The sequence below is a fragment of the Rufibacter sp. DG15C genome (assembly GCF_001577755.1).
Classification (GTDB): Bacteria; Bacteroidota; Bacteroidia; order Cytophagales; family Hymenobacteraceae; genus Nibribacter.
On record NZ_CP010776.1, the window covers coordinates 1,885,026 to 1,903,848 of the forward strand.

16 protein-coding genes are annotated in these 18,823 nt (G+C 51.2%); 9 read left to right on the top strand and 7 right to left on the bottom strand.

Translation table 11 applies throughout. The annotated features are described in order from the left end of the window. Window positions 1-45: 45 nt before the first annotated feature. Window positions 46-1,299, bottom strand: a complete 1,254-nt coding sequence (locus tag TH61_RS08040; protein WP_066508109.1) for an ABC transporter permease — start codon at window positions 1,297-1,299, stop codon at window positions 46-48. Between the two features lie 106 nt (window positions 1,300-1,405). On the opposite strand from TH61_RS08040, the gene queA reads away from it, so the two are divergent. The 5 genes from queA to TH61_RS08065 all read left to right on the top strand — a co-directional run bounded on the left by queA (window position 1,406) and on the right by TH61_RS08065 (window position 7,183). Next, window positions 1,406-2,452 carry a tRNA preQ1(34) S-adenosylmethionine ribosyltransferase-isomerase QueA gene (gene queA, locus TH61_RS08045; RefSeq protein WP_066508111.1) on the top strand — a complete coding sequence of 349 codons (1,047 nt, stop codon included), beginning with the start codon at window positions 1,406-1,408 and terminating at the stop codon, window positions 2,450-2,452. A gap of 331 nt (window positions 2,453-2,783) precedes the next feature. Then, the gene (locus TH61_RS08050; RefSeq protein ID WP_066508113.1) at window positions 2,784-5,387 is read left to right on the top strand and encodes a GAF domain-containing sensor histidine kinase; all 2,604 of its coding nucleotides are present in this window, start codon (window positions 2,784-2,786) and stop codon (window positions 5,385-5,387) included. A gap of 3 nt (window positions 5,388-5,390) precedes the next feature. Then, a complete protein-coding gene (locus TH61_RS08055) occupies window positions 5,391-5,822 on the top strand; it encodes a response regulator (RefSeq protein ID WP_066508114.1) in 432 nt (143 codons plus the stop codon). Between the two features lie 122 nt (window positions 5,823-5,944). Beyond that, complete coding sequence (locus TH61_RS08060; protein WP_066508116.1) at window positions 5,945-6,652, top strand: 2-C-methyl-D-erythritol 4-phosphate cytidylyltransferase; 708 nt, start codon at window positions 5,945-5,947, stop codon at window positions 6,650-6,652. Window positions 6,653-6,700: 48 nt separating this feature from the next. After that, window positions 6,701-7,183: a GyrI-like domain-containing protein gene (locus TH61_RS08065; RefSeq protein WP_066508118.1), complete on the top strand. Its 483-nt coding sequence runs from the start codon at window positions 6,701-6,703 to the stop codon at window positions 7,181-7,183. Between the two features lie 133 nt (window positions 7,184-7,316). Here TH61_RS08065 and TH61_RS08070 read toward each other — a convergent pair whose 3' ends face one another. The 4 genes from TH61_RS08070 to TH61_RS08085 form a co-directional block, all read right to left on the bottom strand. Continuing rightward, window positions 7,317-8,042: an ABC transporter ATP-binding protein gene (locus tag TH61_RS08070; RefSeq protein ID WP_231862324.1), complete on the bottom strand. Its 726-nt coding sequence runs from the start codon at window positions 8,040-8,042 to the stop codon at window positions 7,317-7,319. An 83-nt stretch (window positions 8,043-8,125) separates the two neighbouring features. After that, on the bottom strand, window positions 8,126-8,347 hold the full coding sequence (locus TH61_RS08075) for a DUF2795 domain-containing protein (RefSeq protein ID WP_022821757.1): 222 nt from the start codon (window positions 8,345-8,347) through the stop codon (window positions 8,126-8,128). 148 nt (window positions 8,348-8,495) lie between these two features. Next, a complete protein-coding gene (locus tag TH61_RS08080) occupies window positions 8,496-9,305 on the bottom strand; it encodes an outer membrane beta-barrel protein (RefSeq protein WP_071887812.1) in 810 nt (269 codons plus the stop codon). A gap of 53 nt (window positions 9,306-9,358) precedes the next feature. After that, window positions 9,359-10,675 carry a DUF349 domain-containing protein gene (locus TH61_RS08085; RefSeq protein ID WP_066508121.1) on the bottom strand — a complete coding sequence of 439 codons (1,317 nt, stop codon included), beginning with the start codon at window positions 10,673-10,675 and terminating at the stop codon, window positions 9,359-9,361. A gap of 259 nt (window positions 10,676-10,934) precedes the next feature. On the opposite strand from TH61_RS08085, the gene ettA reads away from it, so the two are divergent. Then, window positions 10,935-12,602 carry an energy-dependent translational throttle protein EttA gene (gene ettA, locus TH61_RS08090; RefSeq protein WP_066508123.1) on the top strand — a complete coding sequence of 556 codons (1,668 nt, stop codon included), beginning with the start codon at window positions 10,935-10,937 and terminating at the stop codon, window positions 12,600-12,602. A 105-nt stretch (window positions 12,603-12,707) separates the two neighbouring features. On the opposite strand, the gene TH61_RS08095 is transcribed toward ettA, so the two are convergent. Further along, complete coding sequence (locus tag TH61_RS08095; RefSeq protein ID WP_066508125.1) at window positions 12,708-13,289, bottom strand: hypothetical protein; 582 nt, start codon at window positions 13,287-13,289, stop codon at window positions 12,708-12,710. Between the two features lie 135 nt (window positions 13,290-13,424). On the opposite strand from TH61_RS08095, the gene TH61_RS08100 reads away from it, so the two are divergent. After that, complete coding sequence (locus tag TH61_RS08100; RefSeq protein WP_066508130.1) at window positions 13,425-13,661, top strand: DUF2188 domain-containing protein; 237 nt, start codon at window positions 13,425-13,427, stop codon at window positions 13,659-13,661. Window positions 13,662-13,841: 180 nt separating this feature from the next. After that, the gene (locus TH61_RS08105) at window positions 13,842-14,744 is read left to right on the top strand and encodes an alpha/beta hydrolase (protein WP_231862325.1); all 903 of its coding nucleotides are present in this window, start codon (window positions 13,842-13,844) and stop codon (window positions 14,742-14,744) included. Window positions 14,745-14,873: 129 nt separating this feature from the next. On the opposite strand, the gene TH61_RS08110 is transcribed toward TH61_RS08105, so the two are convergent. Continuing rightward, a complete protein-coding gene (locus tag TH61_RS08110) occupies window positions 14,874-15,572 on the bottom strand; it encodes a YceI family protein (protein WP_066508131.1) in 699 nt (232 codons plus the stop codon). A 357-nt stretch (window positions 15,573-15,929) separates the two neighbouring features. On the opposite strand from TH61_RS08110, the gene TH61_RS08115 reads away from it, so the two are divergent. Continuing rightward, window positions 15,930-18,719, top strand: coding sequence for a TonB-dependent receptor (locus TH61_RS08115; protein ID WP_082780337.1), 2,790 nt, complete (start codon window positions 15,930-15,932; stop codon window positions 18,717-18,719). Window positions 18,720-18,823: the final 104 nt, after the last annotated feature.

The following is an 18,823-nucleotide window of genomic DNA, read 5'->3' on the forward strand; positions in this document are numbered from 1 at the left end:
TTTTTGAAGATCCAGCAGAAGCGACTCAGACTAAGATCCAGGATTTTATTTTGACCGGATGGCCACCACGGGGTCAAGGTGGGAAGCAATCACCGCCGGGATGATCCCCGACAATACCCCAATCACGACCGATACGCCCAACCCTAAAAGTATGTTGCCGGGCGTCAGGATTATTTCCAATGACCCCATTGGGATGAACGTGATCAAAGACACCAGTAAGATGCCCACGCCGCCGCCTATCAAGCTCAGGAACACAGACTCAAACAAGAACTGGAACAGGATGAAAAAGTTCTTAGCCCCCAGTGATTTCTGAATACCAATGATGTTGGTGCGCTCTTTCACAGACACAAACATGATGTTGGCAATACCAAAGCCGCCCACCAGAATAGAAAAGCCGCCAATCACCCAGCCCGCCAGACCAATAATGGAAAAGAGGTTACTAATCTCATCTTGCATCATCTCTGAGCGGTTTACGGCAAAGCTGTCGTTCTGGTACGGCTTGAGGCCGCGTATGGTGCGCATCTTGCCGCGTACCTCGTACTCCAGGTTCTGCAGGCCAGGGTCGTCTACCCGCCCTTTTATCATGAGCGACGGTTGTACGCCCCTGGGGCCGCCGGCAAACATCTTCCCGAACGCGCCAAACGGCACATACGAGTTCTTGTCATTGGTAGGCAGGCCCTCAAACAGCCCGGCACCTTGTTTCTCCATGATACCCACCACCGTAAAGCGCTGGCCCATCACCTTAAGGGTCTGGCCTACGCCGTTGCCTTGCGGAAACAGGTTCTCTGCCACCTCATGGCCAATGATGATTACGTTGCGAGAACCGTCTACCTCTTGTTGGGTAAAGTAGCGGCCTTCTGCAATGGGTACTTCGGCTACCTGGTTAAAGTTAAGCGACACGCCCTGCATCATGATGCCGGTCATGCTGTTATTCAAATGCTTGAAGGTGTTGCCACCCCGGCGCGACACAATGGCCACGCCCTCATCGTTCTCCAGGGTTTCTTCTAGGTAACGGTACTCCCGCACGGTAGCCGGCGGACGCTTCATGTACTCCCACCAAGGCATGTCATCCCCCTTAAAAATCCAGGGCCACTTTTCAATGTAGATGATGCGCTCGCCCACAAAGCTCATGCTCTGCCTAATGCTTCGCTCTAAAGAGTCCACCACCGTAAAGACAGAGATGATGGCAAAGATTCCTATGGTCACGCCCAGCAAGGAAAGCAACGTGCGTAACAGGTTGGACTTCAGGGCCTGCATCGCAAAGCGGAGACTTTCAAAAACTAGCCGTAAATAGATCATTCTACCCCTTAAGTTAACTTAGTTGGCTAAAAGTAAAATAAATTAAGACAATCTGCCTACCTTTGCCCTCTATTTTTGTAGATATTTTAATACCGTAATATTAAATATGAAGTTATCAGAGTTTAGATTTGACCTGCCCGAAGGTCTATTGGCCACACATCCGGCCCAGAACCGTGACGAGGCCCGCATGATGGTGCTACACCGTGACAGCGGCAAGATTGAGCACAAAATCTTCAAGGACATCATTGGGTATTTTGACGAAGGCGACGTGATGGTGACCAACAACACCAAAGTGTTTCCGGCGCGCATGTACGGCAACAAAGAGAAGACCGGTGCCAAGATTGAAGTGTTCCTGTTGCGTGAGCTGGATAAGCGCATTCACTTATGGGACGTGTTGGTAGACCCGGCGCGCAAGATACGGGTAGGCAACAAGCTGTATTTTGGCGAAAGTGACCTGGTAGCTGAAGTTATTGACAACACCACCTCTAGAGGCCGTACCATCAAGTTCTTGTTTGACGGCACAGATGAGGAGTTCTATAAAACCATTCATGACCTAGGTGAGACGCCTCTGCCTAAGTACATCAAGCGCGAGCCAGAGCCAGAAGACCAGGAGCGTTACCAAACGGTATACGCCGAGATCACAGGCGCCGTAGCCGCTCCAACCGCCGGTCTGCACTTTACCAAAGAGGTATTAAAGCGCCTGGAGTTGAAAGGGGTGGACGTAGCACCTATCACCTTACACGTGGGCTTGGGTACGTTCCGTCCGGTAGACGTAGAGGACTTGACCAAGCACAAGATGGACTCTGAGCAGTTCTTTGTAACAGAAGAGACCGCTGCCATTGTGAACCGCGCCTTAGACAACAAGAAGCGCGTGTGTGCCATTGGTACCACATCTATGCGCGCCATGGAGTCTTCTGTGTCTGCCAACAACCGCCTTAAGGCAAACGAGGGCTGGACAGACCGCTTCATCTTCCCGCCGTATGACTTCAAAATTGCCAACAGCCTTATCACCAACTTCCACATGCCAGAATCTACCTTGTTGATGATGGCTGCGGCGTTTGGTGGCTATGACCTGGTCATGGAAGCCTACAGAACCGCCATTAAAGAAGAGTACAAGTTCTTTAGCTACGGCGACGTGATGTTGATTCTATAGTCTTTCGTTTTTGGCCTCTTTTGGCCAAAACAACCCAAAAACGCCTTGGCTCTGGTCAAGGCGTTTTTGTTTTTTAGGGTGGTGGGTTTGGCGTAGAAAAAAATAAAGCGCTGTTCTTTTGAGGCTCCATGCAGACCAAGTATCTTTAGGAGTTGGATTTTGTGAAGTTGATTGACGCGTAAGATGTTCCCCAGCCATCATTAGAGGCGCCTACCCATAAGCACAGCCGTTTTCCTCCCCCACAAAGCGTATTTACAAGGCCTTTTTTCAGGTACCTGATGACAAAAGGCAGATTGGTTGTTTTATAAGGTAAAGAAGACTAAAAAGGGATATGTTGTTTGCAGAAGACGCTTACCTCCATTCGCCAAAGGCGGGCCAGAATAAGCAGGACGTGCAGGAGTTGGAACGTGAGCTGGAGGAGACCAAAAAGCGCCTTCAACGGTTGCAGGAAGAACTGTACGTAACCAAGGGAGAGCTGCACCTGCTACGGGAGCAGCAGACCCACCCATCTTCGCTGGGAACTCGCCTAGATTCTAGCCGCGCAGAACTGGACCTGGCAGAATACAAGCGCATTGTGGCTTTAGAGCGTCTGGGCAAAGAAGTCCTGGAACGCAACGCCTCGCCCCATTATTCCCTTCAAGAAACCATTGCCTTTTACCTGTCTGGCATTGAGAAAATCCACGGGGACATGCTGCTGTCTTTTATGCGCCTGCAAGGCGACAAGCTCTATACGTTTGCCGCGCCCAGCCTTCCTGCAAGCTACGGTGAGTTGCTCAACGGTACGCCTATTGGAGACAATGTGGGCTCCTGTGGAACAGCGGCCTTCTTTAAGGAAAAAGTCATAGTCACAGACATTGCCAATGACAAACGTTGGTCAGCTTTTAAAGACCTAGCCTTGTCCTATGGCTTAAAGGCGAGCTGGTCCTTTCCCATCATTGGTGGCAACCAGCAGGTGTTGGGCACGCTGGCGGTGTACTACCGTAAGGTAAAAGCACCCACCCCGGCAGAAGAAAGCTCTCTGGACAGCATCAGGAACCTGTTGCAGCTCATCCTGGAAAGTAAGCTAGCCGAAGAAGCCCTGCGCCAGAGCAATGACCGGTACCACCTGGCCACCGCGGCCACCAATGACGCCATCTATGACTGGGACATTGTAAACAACAGTCTGTACTGGGGCATAGGCTTTGAGAAGGTGTTTGGCTTTAAGCGAACTCCGCAGAACTCCACCCTTGATTTCTGGACAAGCCTTCTGCACCCCCTGGACAAAGAATCTACCAGTCAGTCGTTAGACGCGACCTTGCAAGATAGGCAGGCTAATAAATGGCAGATAGAATACAGGTCTATTAGAGAAGACGGTGCCACCGTTTACATAGAGGAGCGCGGCTTTATCATAAGGGACGAGGCTGGGAACGCAGTTAGAATGGTGGGCGCCGTCCATGACATTACAGAGCGCCGGCACGCCGAGGAAGAGTTGCGCAAGCTTTCTGTTATTGCCAAAGAAACCAGTAACGGGGTGCTTATCCTGCAATTAGGCGGCGAGTTGCATTGGGTCAATGACGCCTTTACCCGCATGATGGGCTGGACCCTCACAGAAGTGCTGGGGAAATCGCCGGGCAGCCTCATGAACGGCGAAGAAACAGACCCCGCCACCATTGCGCAGATTCACGTGCACATGGACCAGCATCTGCCCTTTGAGTGCGAATTGATCCAATACTCCAAAACTGGTCAGAAATACTGGTTCAGGTTACAGATACAACCTTTAGAGGATTCCAACTCAGAAGTAGACCTGTTCTTTGTGCTCTTGACGGACATCACCCAGAAAAAAGAAGAGGAGCAGCAGCTTCGGCTTTTGGAGTCTGTCATCACCAACACCAAAGACGCAATTGCTATCAGCAAAGTAGACCCTGTGCCGGGGAACGAGCTGGAAACCATTTTTGTGAACCCCGCTTTTACCCAGTTAACCGGCTACACGCCAGAAGACGTGCTGGGCAAAGAGCTGAAAATGCTGAGCGGCCCTAGTGAGCTGTGGTCTCAAGAAGAAGCCCTGGTAAAGTTTAGTGAGGCCATTGCCCACGGTGAAACATACGAGGTTGAGTTAATCAACTACAGAAAAAACGGGGAGAAATACTGGGCACATCTGGAGTCCATTCCCATCTACAACAAAGCCGGTGAGCACGCCTACTGGTTGTTTGTGCACCAAGACATCACTGCCCGTAAAAACTACCTGGCAGAGCGGGAGGTCTTGATTGCCGAACTCACCCAAAACAACGCAGACCTCAAGCAGTTCTCTTTTATCACCTCGCATAACCTACGCGCACCTCTGTCTAACTTGGTGGGCATCTCCAACCTGATTGACTTGGAGGCCATTCCCGAAGGCAGGAACCGGCTGTTGGTGGAGAAATTCAAGGAGTCTACCCAGAAGCTGAACCACGTCATTGATGATCTGCTGGAAATTCTCATCATCAAGAACAACGTAGCCCTCAAGAAGGAACGCCTCTCTCTGGCCTCTGCCTTTGAGAAAGTGCAGGCATCTCTGGACCGTCTATTGCAAGAAGCGCAGGCCCAAGTGCAGGTAGATTTCTCGGGTGGCCATGAGGTGGTGGGTAATGCGGGCTATCTGCATAGCATCCTCTTGAATCTGCTGTCCAATGCCATTAAATACCGCTCTCCAGAAAGACCTTTGCAGGTGCATTTGAAAACAGAGCGTAACCAAGATATGCTAGAGCTTTCATTCTCAGACAACGGCCTGGGCATGGATTTGAACAGGTACGGAGACCGCATCTTTGGCCTATACCAGCGGTTCCATGACCACGCCGACAGCAAGGGGATGGGCCTTTACATTGTCCACTCACAGATAAAAGCCATGGGCGGTACTATTTTTGTAAGCAGTGAGGTAAATAAAGGAACTACCTTTGTGCTTCAGTTTAAGACGCAGTAGATCATGGTGGACAAAGTATTGTTAATTGACGATGATGAGATCGCCCTCATGCTCAGTGAGCTGGTCCTTGAACTGAATGGATTCGCCCAAAAGGTAGTCAAGCTCACCAACGGCAAACAGGGGCTTGATTTTTTTGAGAACCTGACAGCAGGATTGCAGGATGTAGCCGCAAGCGAGGCGCCTTCCTTGGTCTTCCTGGATTTGAACATGCCCATCATGAACGGCTGGGACTTTTTGGACGGCTTTTTACGTAAATACCAAGTGTTGTTCCCAGAGACGCGCGTGGTGGTGCTTTCCTCTACCGTTGACCCAGAGGATTTTGCGCGCGCCAAGCAGTATGACTTTGTGGTTGATTTCCTGAACAAGCCATTGAGTGACGAGGCCCTGTCAGGCTTGCGCACCAATAGTAAATTGCAGAACCTGTTCCACGTCTAAAGCACCGTTGCTTTCTTTTTGCGGTTTGGTCCGTTTCGTTTTTAGCCTGATTTTCAGAAAACAGCCCAAAAACGCTTGATCCTGCTGGTGGCCTTCTTTCCTTTCTGTATTTTGCACTGTCCATGCAAACACCTCCTTACCCAACCTATGCCATTGTAGTGGCCGGCGGCTCTGGCAGCCGCATGAATGCCCCCTTGCCCAAGCAGTTTCTGCCGGTGGCAGGCCTGCCTGTGTTAATGCACACCCTGTTGCGCTTTCACACCTACAATCCGGTCATGCCCATTGTACTGGTGTTGCCAGAACCCGAAATGGCCCGCTGGCAGGAACTCTGCCAGCTACATGGTTTTCAGGTGCGGCATAGTTTAGTGGCCGGTGGAAAGACCAGGTACCAGTCGGTGCAGAACGGATTGGCGGCCCTGCGCATCTATGAGGACGGGGTGGTGGCCGTGCATGACGGCGTACGGCCCTTTGTGACCCAGGATATCATTCATAACGCCTTTGAGACAGCCAACGAACTGGGAAGCGCCGTAGTGGCCGTAGCCTTGAAGGATTCTATCAGGCGCGTGACGGGCAACGTCTCCAAAGCCGTGAATAGAAATGCCTATAAAATGGTGCAGACGCCGCAGTGCTTCAGGTTGCCGTTGCTGCGCCGCGCCTATGAGCAGGGTGAGAGCTCCCAGTTCACCGATGACGCCTCTGTGGTGGAGAAGTTCGGGCATAAGATTCATTTGGTGGAAGGTTCTTACCAGAACATCAAACTCACCACCCCCGAAGACATGATCCTGGCAGAGGCCATTCTGGCCGCCGAGCGCGCCGGTCTGTTGCCCTAGCAGTTGCCTCATTGGCCTATTCGTCTAAAACCAATATCCTACCCGTTCATGGAAGACCCAAAGATTGTTGACTTAGCTGAGAAGCGCCTGGCAGGCCTGCGCATCACCACCAGCCTGGTAGAAAACAACGCACCAGCACTTTGGCAACAGTTCATGCCGCGCCACCGCGAGATTGCCCATAGAGTGGGACAGGAGTTGTATTCAGTGCAGGAGTACCCGGTCAACTTCTTTAGTCAGGTAGTGGATCCCAATACCAAGTTTGAGAAGTGGGCGGCAGTAGAAGTGAGCACTGTAGAGCATCTGCCAGAAGGCCTAGAATTGCTGGTAGTGCCCGCCGGGAAGTATGCCGTGTTTCTACACAAGGGCATTTCCAGTGAGTTTCATGTGACGGCGGGCCATATCTTCGGGACGTGGTTACCTACGTCTGGGTACACCCTGGACCACCGGCCGCATTTTGAGGTGATGGGCGAAAAGTACTTAGGCCATACCAACCCCGCCTCTGAAGAGCAAGTCTGGATTCCCATCAAGTAAACTCAAGCTCAATACCAGGTAAAGGTCGGTTTTGGCCTCTTTTCCAGAAGAGAGGCTAAAAACGAAGCCCCTTCCAAACATCTGTTGATTCTAAAGACCTTAGCGGCTTGCTGAAAATTGATTCTAAACAGAATTATTGAGCGAAGACCGGTCGGTTCTCCAGAAACTGCTGGTGGGCCAATACCGTCTCAGGCGTGATCTTCTCTAGTTGCGGATTGGCTTGGGAGATGTTGAGCAGGTAGCCTTGCATAGGGAGCAGGTTCAACAAGTCATGCGTGATGCAGAGCACGGTCTTCTGCTGGTCTTGCACCCAGGAGGTCATCAAGTCAAAGACGCGTTTCTTGTGGTACACGTCTAGTTGCTGGGTAGGCTCATCTAGCAAGGCCAATGGCGTTTCCTGCAACATCAGTTGTGCCAGCCACACCAGTTGCTGCTCACCACCAGAAAGGTCTGTGAAGGTCCTGTTACTGAGGTGGGAGATGTGCAGTTGGTCTAATACCTCTTCTACGCGCTGGTAGTCTGCGGCGGTATAGGGCTCCAGCAAACGCTTCTTCCTGAACAGTCCCATCACCACCAACTCACGCGCCAGAATAGGGAAGGCCACGTTGTTCTTCTGGGGCAGATAAGAAAGTGTGCGGGCCATGGCACCGGTACGCGTGGGCAAAGGCTGGCCTTTCACCAACACCTGTCCTTTGTAAAGAATTTGGCCGGTCAAGGCTTTGAGAAAGGTAGACTTGCCGCTGCCGTTGTGCCCAATGATGGCAATGAAGGTGGGGGTGGGCACTAAAAAAGAAAGGTTGCGGATTAGCACGCGCTCCGCGTACCCCGCAACCAATTCTCTTATCTCTAAAATGGCCAAAATAATGACTAGTGATTAATGACTAATGATTAATAGTTCTGGAGATGCTCCTTTAATCATTAATCATTAGTCATTATTCATTATTAATATTCGTCCTCGTTGAACATGAAGTCCTCTTTGGTCGGGTAGTCCGGCCAAACCTCCTCAATGCTCTCGTATGGCTGACCATCGTCTTCCAGGGCTTGTAGGTTTTCTACTACTTCCATGGGCGCGCCCGAGCGGATAGAGTAGTCAATCAATTCATCCTTGGTGGCCGGCCATGGTGCGTCTTCCAGGTAAGAGGCTAGTTCCAGTGTCCAATACATAGTAAAATCTCCTTAAAGTATAGCTGTTAATTGTTGCAAAAATAGAATTAAGATTGACAAATCAAACATTCTTCTCAAAGCTGTGCAGGCATTGATAGTTGCACAACGCGTCACACTGAAAAATGTTGAGGTTTTTGGGTGTTTTTTCCTACTCGTGGCGGGCCGGGCTGGTGCCGTCACCGGTGTTGAACAAGAAATGCACCCCCACCTGGATGCCAATCACCAGGTTCTGACGAAGGTTGTACCAATCTGGGTCTCTTCTTTGGGCTTCGGGCAAGGTCTTGTCATTGATGTTCTCCTCTTTACGGATGTTCACAAAGTTGTAATGCCCGCGCAGGTTGGCACTAATGTAGGTGTTGGAGTTCACGTCCAACTCCACCCCGGCACCTACAGCGCCACCCAAGTCATACTTGTTGAAACTGCCCACGCGGCTGTCCTTCTGGCGGTCCTCCTCATCTGTAGAGGCCAGCAAGAAATTGCCACCGGGTACTCTGTATTCATCGCCTTTCTGGTGATAAGTAGCAGTCCGGTTTAAACGGTTAGTCTCCGTTCCCTTCTGCAAGAAGCTCACCTGCGGCCCGAAGTGGAAGTTAAAGCGCATTCTACCAGTGGTGGTGTACTTGAACAGCAAAGGCACGTTCCAGTAGACCAGGTCAATCTCCTTTTCGCCGGTCTTGTCACCGTTCACGTCTACAATGTCAAAGTTTTCGCCTTGCTTGGACCGGATGAGCTCTACCTGCAGGTTGTGGTTCTCATTGAACTTGTAGCCGGCGGTAATGCCGAAGGGCGCCCATTTGGTGGTAAACTTATGCTCGTAGTTGACGTCTTCGTACTGCTCGTCATTGATGATCCACGTGTTTTGGAACTGCGTGGTCACGCCAATGTAAGGACCCTTGGTGCTTTGGGCCTGCGACAGCAACGGAAGAACGAGGAAGGGGAGTAGAAGGTATTTTTTCATAGCGTAAGCCGTTTGGTTCATTGTTAGTTAAACTCAAACGGCTTACGATAGACTTAGGCTATTTTGTTGCTGGAAGAGGTGGTTCTTTTCTTCAAGAGCTCAATCAACTCGTTTTTAGTGCGCAGTTTTCTATTGAAGTTCTTGATCTTTCCTTCCAGCATAGTCCTGAACGTTTCATTGCTCTGGTTAGGGTGCAGGCGGTCCAGGTTGGTTTGCAATACCTCTAGTTCTGCCTTGTCAGACTTGATGAACTCACGCAGGGCGTTGATGCGGGCATGGATCTGGTCATTCTCAGAGTTCTTGCCCTCTGGCAACGGACGCTTGCGCATGTAATGCTCCAGGCTGCTCAGCTCAAATATCTTGTCACAGGCTACTAAGAATCCTTCCCAGACAATGTCAGACTCGTCTTGCTTGACAGGGCCAACTTTCTTCCAGGCGGCTTGGAGTTCTTTGGCGCGGGCCACAGCTTCTGAGGTAGGCCTCTCCAGGAGTTCCTCGGCCTCGGCTACAAGGGCTTTTTTCTTGGCTAGGTTGTCTTCTAAGTACTTGTCTTTAGACTCGGTCTTCTGGCTGTTGATGTGCTTTTTAAGGCGCTCAAAGAAATGGTTGTTGGCCGCCCTAAAACTGTTCCAGAGGTCATTAGACATCTTGCGGGGCAGGTTGCCGCCTATCTCTTTCCACTGGTTTTGCAGGTCTTTGAGCTTCTTGCTGGTCTCTTCCCACTCCTCAGAGTTCTTGACCGCCTCTGACTGGGCAATAAGCGCCTTGTATTTGTCAATAGTGCGGGAAAGCATGTCCTTCTTGTCCTGGAAAAACTCTTTCTTACGGGTAAAGAAGGCCTCTACGGCGGTTCTAAAACGCTCTTCCAGTTCGTCGGTCAGGCTCTTGTCAACGGGGCCGGTCTTGATCCAGGTCTGGCGCATCTCTTTGAGCTTGTCAGAGGTCTCCTGCCAGTCAATGCTGTCAATGAGTTCTTCGGCCTGCTGGATGAGCGTTACCTTGGTAGACAGGTTTTTGTCACGGTTCTTGGCAATGGCGTCTTTTATCTCGTCCTCGGCCGCGGTGAGGCGGTGGTGCAAGGCCTCAAAGTCACCAATGGCGTCATATTTCTCCACCTGTTCTTTCAGGTGCAGGACTTTCATCAAGAAAGAACCTTTGTTCTCAGAGGTCTCTATCTTCTCCAGCAGGCTGTCTACCTTCTGTCTAAAGTTCTCAAAACGGTTCGCGAAGTAGAGCAGGGAATCTTCGGGCACCTCTTTAACTTCGCCTACCTGGCGCGCCGGGAAATTCATGAATGGCTTAAGCCACACCTGGGTTCCCTCCACGTAGCCGAACTTATGGGCTTCCTCAGACAAATCTTTGGTTTCCATCAACTGGATTATTTTCTAAAAAATGAATAGTCTATATTTTCTACAAGTTTATGAATTGCCGTCAATTTTCATAACCCCGCACCGCCAAATTTGCGATATTTGCGAGCCTTGGCCAGAACAAACCATTGCCGGACGTCTGCATACATACTGATTTCATGGTGGGAATGTTCTTGTACGTTTTTGGGCTGTTTTTGTGAAACTAAGCCAAAAACGATTTCTTAGAGGCTAAGCACCAGTATCTAACCAACCCAACAGGTCTATGAGCAGCGAAACCATCATCTTTTCCATGGCGGGGGTAAGCAAGATTTACCCTCCCCAGAAACAGGTTCTTAAAAACATTTACCTTTCTTTCTTTTACGGCGCCAAGATTGGCGTGCTGGGTCTAAACGGCTCTGGTAAGTCTTCATTGCTGAAGGTGATTGCCGGCGTGGACAAGGCCTACCAAGGCGAAGTGGCGTTCTCGCCGGGCTATTCTGTGGGCTACCTGGAGCAGGAACCACAGTTGGACCCTACCAAAACCGTGATGGAGATTGTGCAGGAAGGCGTAGCCGAAACGGTGGCCCTCTTAAAGGAGTTTGACGAAATCAACGAGGCCTTCGCCCAGGAAGACGCCGACTTTGACAAGCTCATTGCCCGCCAGGGCGAAGTGCAGGAACGCCTGGACCACCTGGGTGCCTGGGACCTGGACAGCAAACTGGAGCGCGCCATGGACGCCCTGCGCACGCCGCCAAGCGAAGCCGTGATTGGTAACCTATCCGGGGGTGAGAAACGCCGCGTAGCCCTCTGCCGCCTGTTGTTACAAGAGCCAGACGTGTTATTGTTAGATGAACCTACCAACCACTTAGACGCCGAGTCTGTGCTTTGGTTAGAGCAACATTTACAACACTACAAAGGCACCGTCATAGCCGTCACCCACGATAGGTACTTCCTGGACAAAGTAGCCGGCTGGATTCTGGAACTGGACCGCGGCGAGGGTATTCCCTGGAAAGGAAACTACACCAGCTGGCTAGAGCAGAAATCTGAGCGTCTGGCCAAAGAAGAAAAAACCGAAAGCAAGCGTCAGAAAACCTTGCAACGCGAATTGGAGTGGGCCCGCATGAGTCCGAAGGCACGTCAGGCCAAGTCTAAAGCGCGTTTAGGCAACTATGAGAAAATGGCCTCTGAGGAAGCCAAAGAAAAAGAACAGAGACTGGAGCTCTTCATCCCAGACGGTCCGCGTTTGGGGAACGTGGTCATTGAGGCCGAGCACCTGAAGAAAGCCTACGGCGACAAGCTTCTCTTTGAAGACCTATCCTTCAACCTGCCACCGGCGGGTATCGTGGGCATCATCGGGCCGAACGGTGCGGGTAAGTCTACCTTGTTTAGATTAATTACGGGCCGCGAGACGCCAGACGCCGGCACCATCAACGTGGGCCCAACCGTGGAGTTCGCCTACGTAGACCAACAGCATGAAAGCCTGGACCCCAACAAGTCTGTCTTTGAAACCATCTCGGGCGGTACCGAGACCATGCTCCTGGCAGGACGTCAAGTGAACGCCCGCGCTTACGTGAGCAAGTTCAACTTTAGCGGCGGCGATCAGGAGAAGAAAGTGGGCGTGCTGTCGGGCGGTGAGCGCAACCGCGTGCACCTGGCCATGACCCTAAAGCAAGGCGCCAACTTATTACTACTGGATGAGCCTACCAACGACCTGGACGTGAATGCTATCCGGGCCCTGGAAGACGCGCTGGAGAACTTTGCCGGTTGCGCTGTAGTCATCAGCCACGACCGCTGGTTCCTGGACAGAATTGCCACTCACATCCTGGCCTTCGAGGGCGACTCACAGGTAGTTTGGTTTGAAGGAAACTTCTCTGACTACGAGGAAGCCAAGAAGAAACGTCTGGGTGACGTTGAGCCTAAGCGCATCCGCTACAAGAAGCTAATGGACTAAGTCCGTTTTTCATCTATTTCCCAGAAAAGAGCCCGAAAACGAAAGTCTTCGGGCTCTTTTGGTTTTTGTGTATGATGATTTTTTTGGAGTTACTCTAACTTTACCCTAAATGATTTTTTGCTCCTTCTTCATAAAGGGTAGTAAGATTAGAATTTGCAAAACTGGCATTAATGCAAAGTTTACCCAAGAGCTATAAATTGTAGGAATAAAAATCGAAGTAACTCCAAAGAAAACAATAAAAATAAATGCACCTGTTATTTTACTAGTCGAATCAATATCGTTCCAACTAGCTATAATAACACCTAAAGGAATAATGACAGCACCTAGAATCTTTAAAAAAATATCCAAAGCTTGCTCACTCAATATTGAGGAAAAGAATATTGAATGAGGTTGAGAAACAGGACTATGATTAACCTCGGCGAGAATTAAAAGTAATTCATCATCTGCCTTTTGCTTAATCGATGTATTATCTATGCTGACTTTTCTAATTTTATCAACAAGTGATATTTTCTTTTCTAATTTTTCATAGTAAAAATGCGAGCTATATAATTCATAAATGGTTATTCCAGATAAAAGAATGATGATTAGAGGCGAAATTCCCTTTAGAAATCTTAAAATTGAATAGTTAGAGAATAGCTCTTTCAAGCTTAAAGAAAATGCAGAAGCGCTGTCTAAAAAATCTTTCATTGTTTCATTATAAGTATTTATAAAATCTTATTTACTGTTCTTCAATATAATGAATCTAAACCAAGGTTGTATGAGCTCGAAACTTTCTCCTCCTCCCCACAGTAAAAATGCACCTAACCAAACGTGCAGAAAGCTATGGCAGACAGAAAGATATATCACGTGAATAAAACCGAAGAAGGTTGGGAAGGCAAGTTGGAGGACGGACAGCGTGCCTCGGTGACAGGTACCAACAAGCAGGAAGTGGTGAAGAAAACCATTGAGATAGCCAAGAACCATAACACTAGTTCCGTCATCATCCATAAACAAGATGGTAAGATAGAAGAGGAGCGTACCTTCCCTAGAGGCAGCGACCCGAAATCCAGCAAAGGATAATTCAACCTCTCTAACATAACTTGTAAACCGGGCAGACTCGTTTTTGCCCTGTTTTCATCAAAAGAGCCCGAAAACGAAAGTGGTCGGGCTCTTTTGATTTATAGCCTGCAGCTCAAGGGGTATGGTTCAAAACAAAATGAGTAGCTTTCGCTTCTAACCCAGAACCTATTTTGCCCCACCATGAAGGACCTTGCCGCTTGTCTGTTTTTCCTGTTTCTGTGTGTTGCCTGCCCGTTCGCGCACGCCCAAACCGCCGCGCCTAAACTAGTCACTTGGCAGGACTTGATGCAGCTGCCCATGCCGGCGCCGGGCCAGAAGATAGCCTATGGAAAAGACTCCCTGCAGTTCGGGGAGTTGCGCCTGCCGCAAGGCAAAGGACCGTTCCCAGTGGTGGTGGTCATTCATGGGGGCTGTTGGCTGGCCCAGTACAATTACCAGTACATGAACCACCTCAGCGCCGCCTTGACCAAAGCCGGATATGCCACCTGGAACCTGGAGTTCAGGCGCGTGGGCAACCCGGGTGGCGGCTGGCCGGGCACGTTTCTGGATGTAGGACAGGGCGTGGATTTTGTGAAGCAGCTAGCCAGGCAACACCCGCTGAACGTGAAAGAGGTGGTGGTGATGGGTCACTCGGCGGGCGGGCACCTGGCGCTCTGGACAGCTACCCGCCAGAAGCTGCCCAAGGAAAGCCCGCTCTACCTCAAAAAGCCGCTGAAGGTCAAAGGCGTGGTGGCCTTGGCCGGCATCGCAGATTTAAATGCCTATGCCACCGCGCCCGGGAGCTGCAATGCCGCCGTGCCGCAGCTGATGGGCGGCCTGCCAGACCAGTTCCCCGACCGCTACGCCCTAGGCTCGCCGCTGGGAAACCTACCCCTGAAAGTGCCGGTGCGTCTGGTGCAGGGAGACAAAGACCCCATTGTGCCGGTCAGTCAAGCCCAGGGGATAGCCAGGTTCTCCTCCCACAAACAATACCTGGTCCAGGAAGTGATTGTGCCCAACGCCGGCCATTTTGACTTGGTGGCGCCCACCTCACCGGTTTGGTCTACTGTGGAGCAAGCCGTGAAGGACGTCCTTAGAAAATAGTTGTCAGCTTAGGACAGTAGCTAGATGTTCTGATCGTCCAGGGCGGAACTTTCGGTTTTGGCCTGTTTTCATGAAAAGAGCCCGAAAACGCTTGGTCTTCGGGCTCTTTTGTTTTAAAGGCAAAGGTGATTACCGGCCGGCGGTCACGTCGTTGGGTTTCTTGGCTTTGAGGTCCAACTCAATGTTGACGGTCTCTGAGATGAACTTGTCGCCTAGGGTTTTGTCATTGCCGTAGTTCATCTGCCACTGACGGCGGTCAATCTCAAAGTCTGCTTTGGCTTTGAGGCCGTTGTCATCCAGGTCAATGCGCGCCGGGAACGAGATGTTCTTGGTCACGCCTTTCAGGGTAAAGTTGCCGCTCACGGTAAAATTGGCGCCCTCTACCAGAGAGGTGTCCTTGCTGCTGGCCTCATACGGAGCCACTTTGGTGATCTCAAAGGTGGCGGTGCCAAACTTGGCCGCGTCAAAGAAGTCGCCGCTCAAGAGGTGGGGCTTGAGCTTGGTTTGGAACATTTCCTCTTTCTGCTCCACGTCCAGGGAGTTGATGTTGATGAGGAAGGTGCCGCCCGTGATCTGGTTGTTGGCCACGGCTACCTCGCCGGAGGCCAAATGGAAGGTGCCCGGGTGGTTCTTGCCCACGCCGTGCCCAATAAAGCGCACGCGGGAGTCCGCGGTGTCTACCAGAAAGGTCTGGCCGGTGGCCTCGGCGGCTTGCTGCTCATCGGTGATTTTGGCTTTATCCCCTTTGGGGGCCTTGTCGCAGGAGGCAAATCCCAGGCTAGCAGCCAGGAGCAGGCAAGAAGTGTAAAGAGTGAAGGAACGTTTCATAGTGGTAGGAAAATAGTGACGAGAAAAGGAAATACCCCATAGGGTTGAATTGCTTTCAACGAAGTTTCACCAGCTTAGTTTTCAAAGCGTTATACAGGTCCGTCTCCTGAAAGAAGGCATTTCTGAGAAAGGCCAATCTTCGTTTTTGGCCTGTTTTCCAGAATTCAGCCCAAAAACGAAGTTCCAGAATCCATGCTTCTCATTGCACGGTAACCCCTCTGCTTAAAGGATGACCGCTGCGCTAGTTAAAGTTTTGTTAAACACGGCGCTAGACGCTAAGGATGCCTGGGCTTTTTGCTAAAATTAACTCTCCATTAAGAAAAGCACCTTTACTTGGTCATCGTCAAATCCATTTTTATGAAATCATGTTTACTCCTGGTCTTTATGGCGGCGCTTACGTTCTTGCCCGGCCACGCTTTCTCGCAGAAAGGCGAGGTGAAGGGCAAGCTGCTGGACGTGCAGCACAAGGAGCCGCTGGGCTACGCCACCATTGCCGTCTACACCGCCCAAGACACTGCGTTAGTCACCTTTAGAGTAAGTGATGAGAAGGGCGCGTTCAAGGTGCCTGGGCTGGCGCTCAACCAGCCCCTGCGCATTGTCATTTCCATGACCGGCTTCAAGACTTACCGCAAAGAGTTCAGGCTCACGCCCGAGCAACCGAATCTGGACCTGGGCGAGATTGGCATGACCATGGCCGATAACGTGCTGGGCGAGGTGCTCATCACCGCAGAGACGCCGCCCATCATTGTGCGCAAGGACACGCTGGAGTTCAACGCCAACTCGTTTAAAACTCTGCCCACCGCCTTGCTGGAAGACTTGTTGAAGAAGCTGCCCGGCGTGACCGTGGACCAGGCCGGCGACATCTCTGTGAATGGCAAGCGCGTGAACAAGATTTTGGTGGACGGCAAGGAGTTCTTCGGGAATGACCCTAAGGTGGCCTCGCGTAATCTGCCGGCCGACATGATTGAGAAAGTGCAGGTGGTCAATGACCCAGACGCCGTGCGCCGCGACCCAGACCTGCCCGTGAATGAGATTCCGCAGGTGATTAACCTAAAGCTCAAAAAAGGCATCAAGCAGGGCGCGTTTGGCAAAGCCTACGCCGGCAAAGGCACCAAGAACCTGTATGAGGCGGGTGGCATCTTGAACGTGTTCAGGGACACCACTCAGATTAGCTTGCTGGGTTACTCTAACAACTTGAATAGACCGGCCTTCGGGTTTGAGGACATCTCCAGGATTGGCGGCTTTAGCAGAAGCGGCATGAACACCATCATGGTGCGCAGCGACGGCGGCTTTGCCGTGAACGGCATCTCTTTTGGCGGCACCGAGGACGGCATTCAGCAGTCCAGCGGCGCAGGCGGTAACTTCAACACCATCTTAAAGAAGGATTTGAAGCTGAACCTGCAGTACTTCTTCGGTGGCATTGACGCAGATTTAGGCCAGCTGATCAACTCTCTGCAAACCCTGGAGCGCGACACCACCAACAGCCGCCGCGACAGAAACCAGTTCTCTGAGAGCCGCAACCACCGCCTGGGCGGCCGTCTGGACTGGAAGATAGACTCCCTCACCACCTTCAGCCTCACGCCGGGCTTAACGCTGGCCAAAACCAGGTCCAATCAGCAAATCTACACGCTCACCAGCGGCAATTACGGTGAGCTGGTAAATGAAAGCGACAACCACCAGTTGCTGGAAAGCGACAATGTCACCTTGACCGGTGAGGTGGCCTTTGACCGACTGTCAGCAAAAAAGAAGGGGCGTCAGTTCAACTTCTTCGGGAACTACAACTTCAACCTGGGGGACCAGCAGCAGTACTACACCGCCGCAGACCGCTTCTTCAAGCCCAGCCAGCGCTTTGAGTATATTGACCAACTGCGCGACAATGAGGTGAACAACACGGCGGTCAATACGTCCTTCTCGTTTACAGAACCCATCAGCAAAACCTTGAGCGGCGTGGCCAGGATCAACACCGAGTATTTTGAGAACCAGAACCTGGTCAACACCTTTGACGGCAACAGAGACACCGGCGAGTACCCAGACCAGATATTTGCCCTCTCAGATGAAGTAGAGCGCAGCGGCTGGCGCAATTACCTTACCACCAGCTTAAAGTGGAAGTACAAAGACTTTACCCTACAGCCGGGCGTGCGCTTTACCTTGCTCAACATTGAGAATACGTTCTTAAAAGCCGCAGACATTCCGCAGGAGTATTTCTACGTGTTCCCGTCCTTGACGGCGGCGTACAAGGGCTTTAACCTGAGCTACAACGTGAACGTGCGCGAACCCTCTGCCGCCGACCTGCAACCCGTTACGGACTACTCTAACACGCTTTTCATTCAAGAAGGGAATCCGGGCCTCAAGCCTACCATTTCCAACTCCGTGAACCTGAACTACCGTAAGTTTGACGCCAAGCACTCCATCAATTACTGGGCGTACCTGTCTGGGAGCATGAGCAAAGACGCCGTGACCCGTTCCAGAACCATTGACCAGGTAACCAAGGTGCAGACGTACAGACCAGTCAACACAGACGGCAACTGGCAGGTGAACGCCAACGCAGACGTGAACAAGGACTTTAAGTTTGACGGCAAGCGCCAGTTCTCTGTGGGCGCCTCGGTTTGGTTCAACTATGCCAAGTCCTTGATTATTGTCAATGACGTGCGCAGCTACGGTCAGAACGTCTCCTGGAACCCCAGCGTCAAGGCCAGCATGAACCTCAATGACAAAGTAGAATTCAACGAGACCCTTACCCTGGGCTTGCGCAACAGTTCCTACACCTCCAATGCCATTCCAGACATCAGCTTTAACACCAAGACCTCCAGAACCGGCGTGGTGGTGCGCCTGCCCAAGCGCCTGGTCTGGGAGGCCACCTTTGACTATTCCTACAACTCCAACGTAGCCCCGAGCCTGCGCAAGGACAATGGCCGCTTGAACGCGGGCGTCACGTTCCTGTTCATGAAGAATGACCGCGCCCAGCTCAAGTTTTCTGTCTATGACCTGCTAAACCAGAACATTGGTGCGTACCGGGCCATCAGGGAGAATTTTGTGGAAGACTTTCAGACGGTGGTCTTGCGCCGATACGGTCTGGTCACATTTACTTACAACATTAGAAACTTCGGCGGAAAAGTGGGCGGCACCAACACCTTCTTTCGGTTCTAAGCTTCGTTTTTAGCCTGTTTTCTACAAAAGAGCCCCAAAACGTGTGGGGCTCTTTTGTTTTAAAATGCAATAGATAGCAAAAAGTATATATCTTATTGGTCGGT

Coding starts and splice junctions, on each gene's coding strand:
- TH61_RS08085 (WP_066508121.1), bottom strand. CDS start 10,675: ATGGAAACCAAAGATTTGTCTGAGGAAGCCCATAAGTTCGGCTACGTG.
- TH61_RS08110 (WP_066508131.1), bottom strand. CDS start 15,572: ATGAAACGTTCCTTCACTCTTTACACTTCTTGCCTGCTCCTGGCTGCT.
- TH61_RS08100 (WP_066508130.1), top strand. CDS start 13,425: ATGGCAGACAGAAAGATATATCACGTGAATAAAACCGAAGAAGGTTGG.
- TH61_RS08040 (WP_066508109.1), bottom strand. CDS start 1,299: ATGATCTATTTACGGCTAGTTTTTGAAAGTCTCCGCTTTGCGATGCAG.
- queA (WP_066508111.1), top strand. CDS start 1,406: ATGAAGTTATCAGAGTTTAGATTTGACCTGCCCGAAGGTCTATTGGCC.
- TH61_RS08065 (WP_066508118.1), top strand. CDS start 6,701: ATGGAAGACCCAAAGATTGTTGACTTAGCTGAGAAGCGCCTGGCAGGC.
- TH61_RS08105 (WP_231862325.1), top strand. CDS start 13,842: ATGAAGGACCTTGCCGCTTGTCTGTTTTTCCTGTTTCTGTGTGTTGCC.
- TH61_RS08050 (WP_066508113.1), top strand. CDS start 2,784: ATGTTGTTTGCAGAAGACGCTTACCTCCATTCGCCAAAGGCGGGCCAG.
- TH61_RS08080 (WP_071887812.1), bottom strand. CDS start 9,305: ATGAAAAAATACCTTCTACTCCCCTTCCTCGTTCTTCCGTTGCTGTCG.
- ettA (WP_066508123.1), top strand. CDS start 10,935: ATGAGCAGCGAAACCATCATCTTTTCCATGGCGGGGGTAAGCAAGATT.
- TH61_RS08095 (WP_066508125.1), bottom strand. CDS start 13,289: ATGAAAGATTTTTTAGACAGCGCTTCTGCATTTTCTTTAAGCTTGAAA.
- TH61_RS08075 (WP_022821757.1), bottom strand. CDS start 8,347: ATGTATTGGACACTGGAACTAGCCTCTTACCTGGAAGACGCACCATGG.
- TH61_RS08060 (WP_066508116.1), top strand. CDS start 5,945: ATGCAAACACCTCCTTACCCAACCTATGCCATTGTAGTGGCCGGCGGC.
- TH61_RS08115 (WP_082780337.1), top strand. CDS start 15,930: ATGAAATCATGTTTACTCCTGGTCTTTATGGCGGCGCTTACGTTCTTG.
- TH61_RS08055 (WP_066508114.1), top strand. CDS start 5,391: ATGGTGGACAAAGTATTGTTAATTGACGATGATGAGATCGCCCTCATG.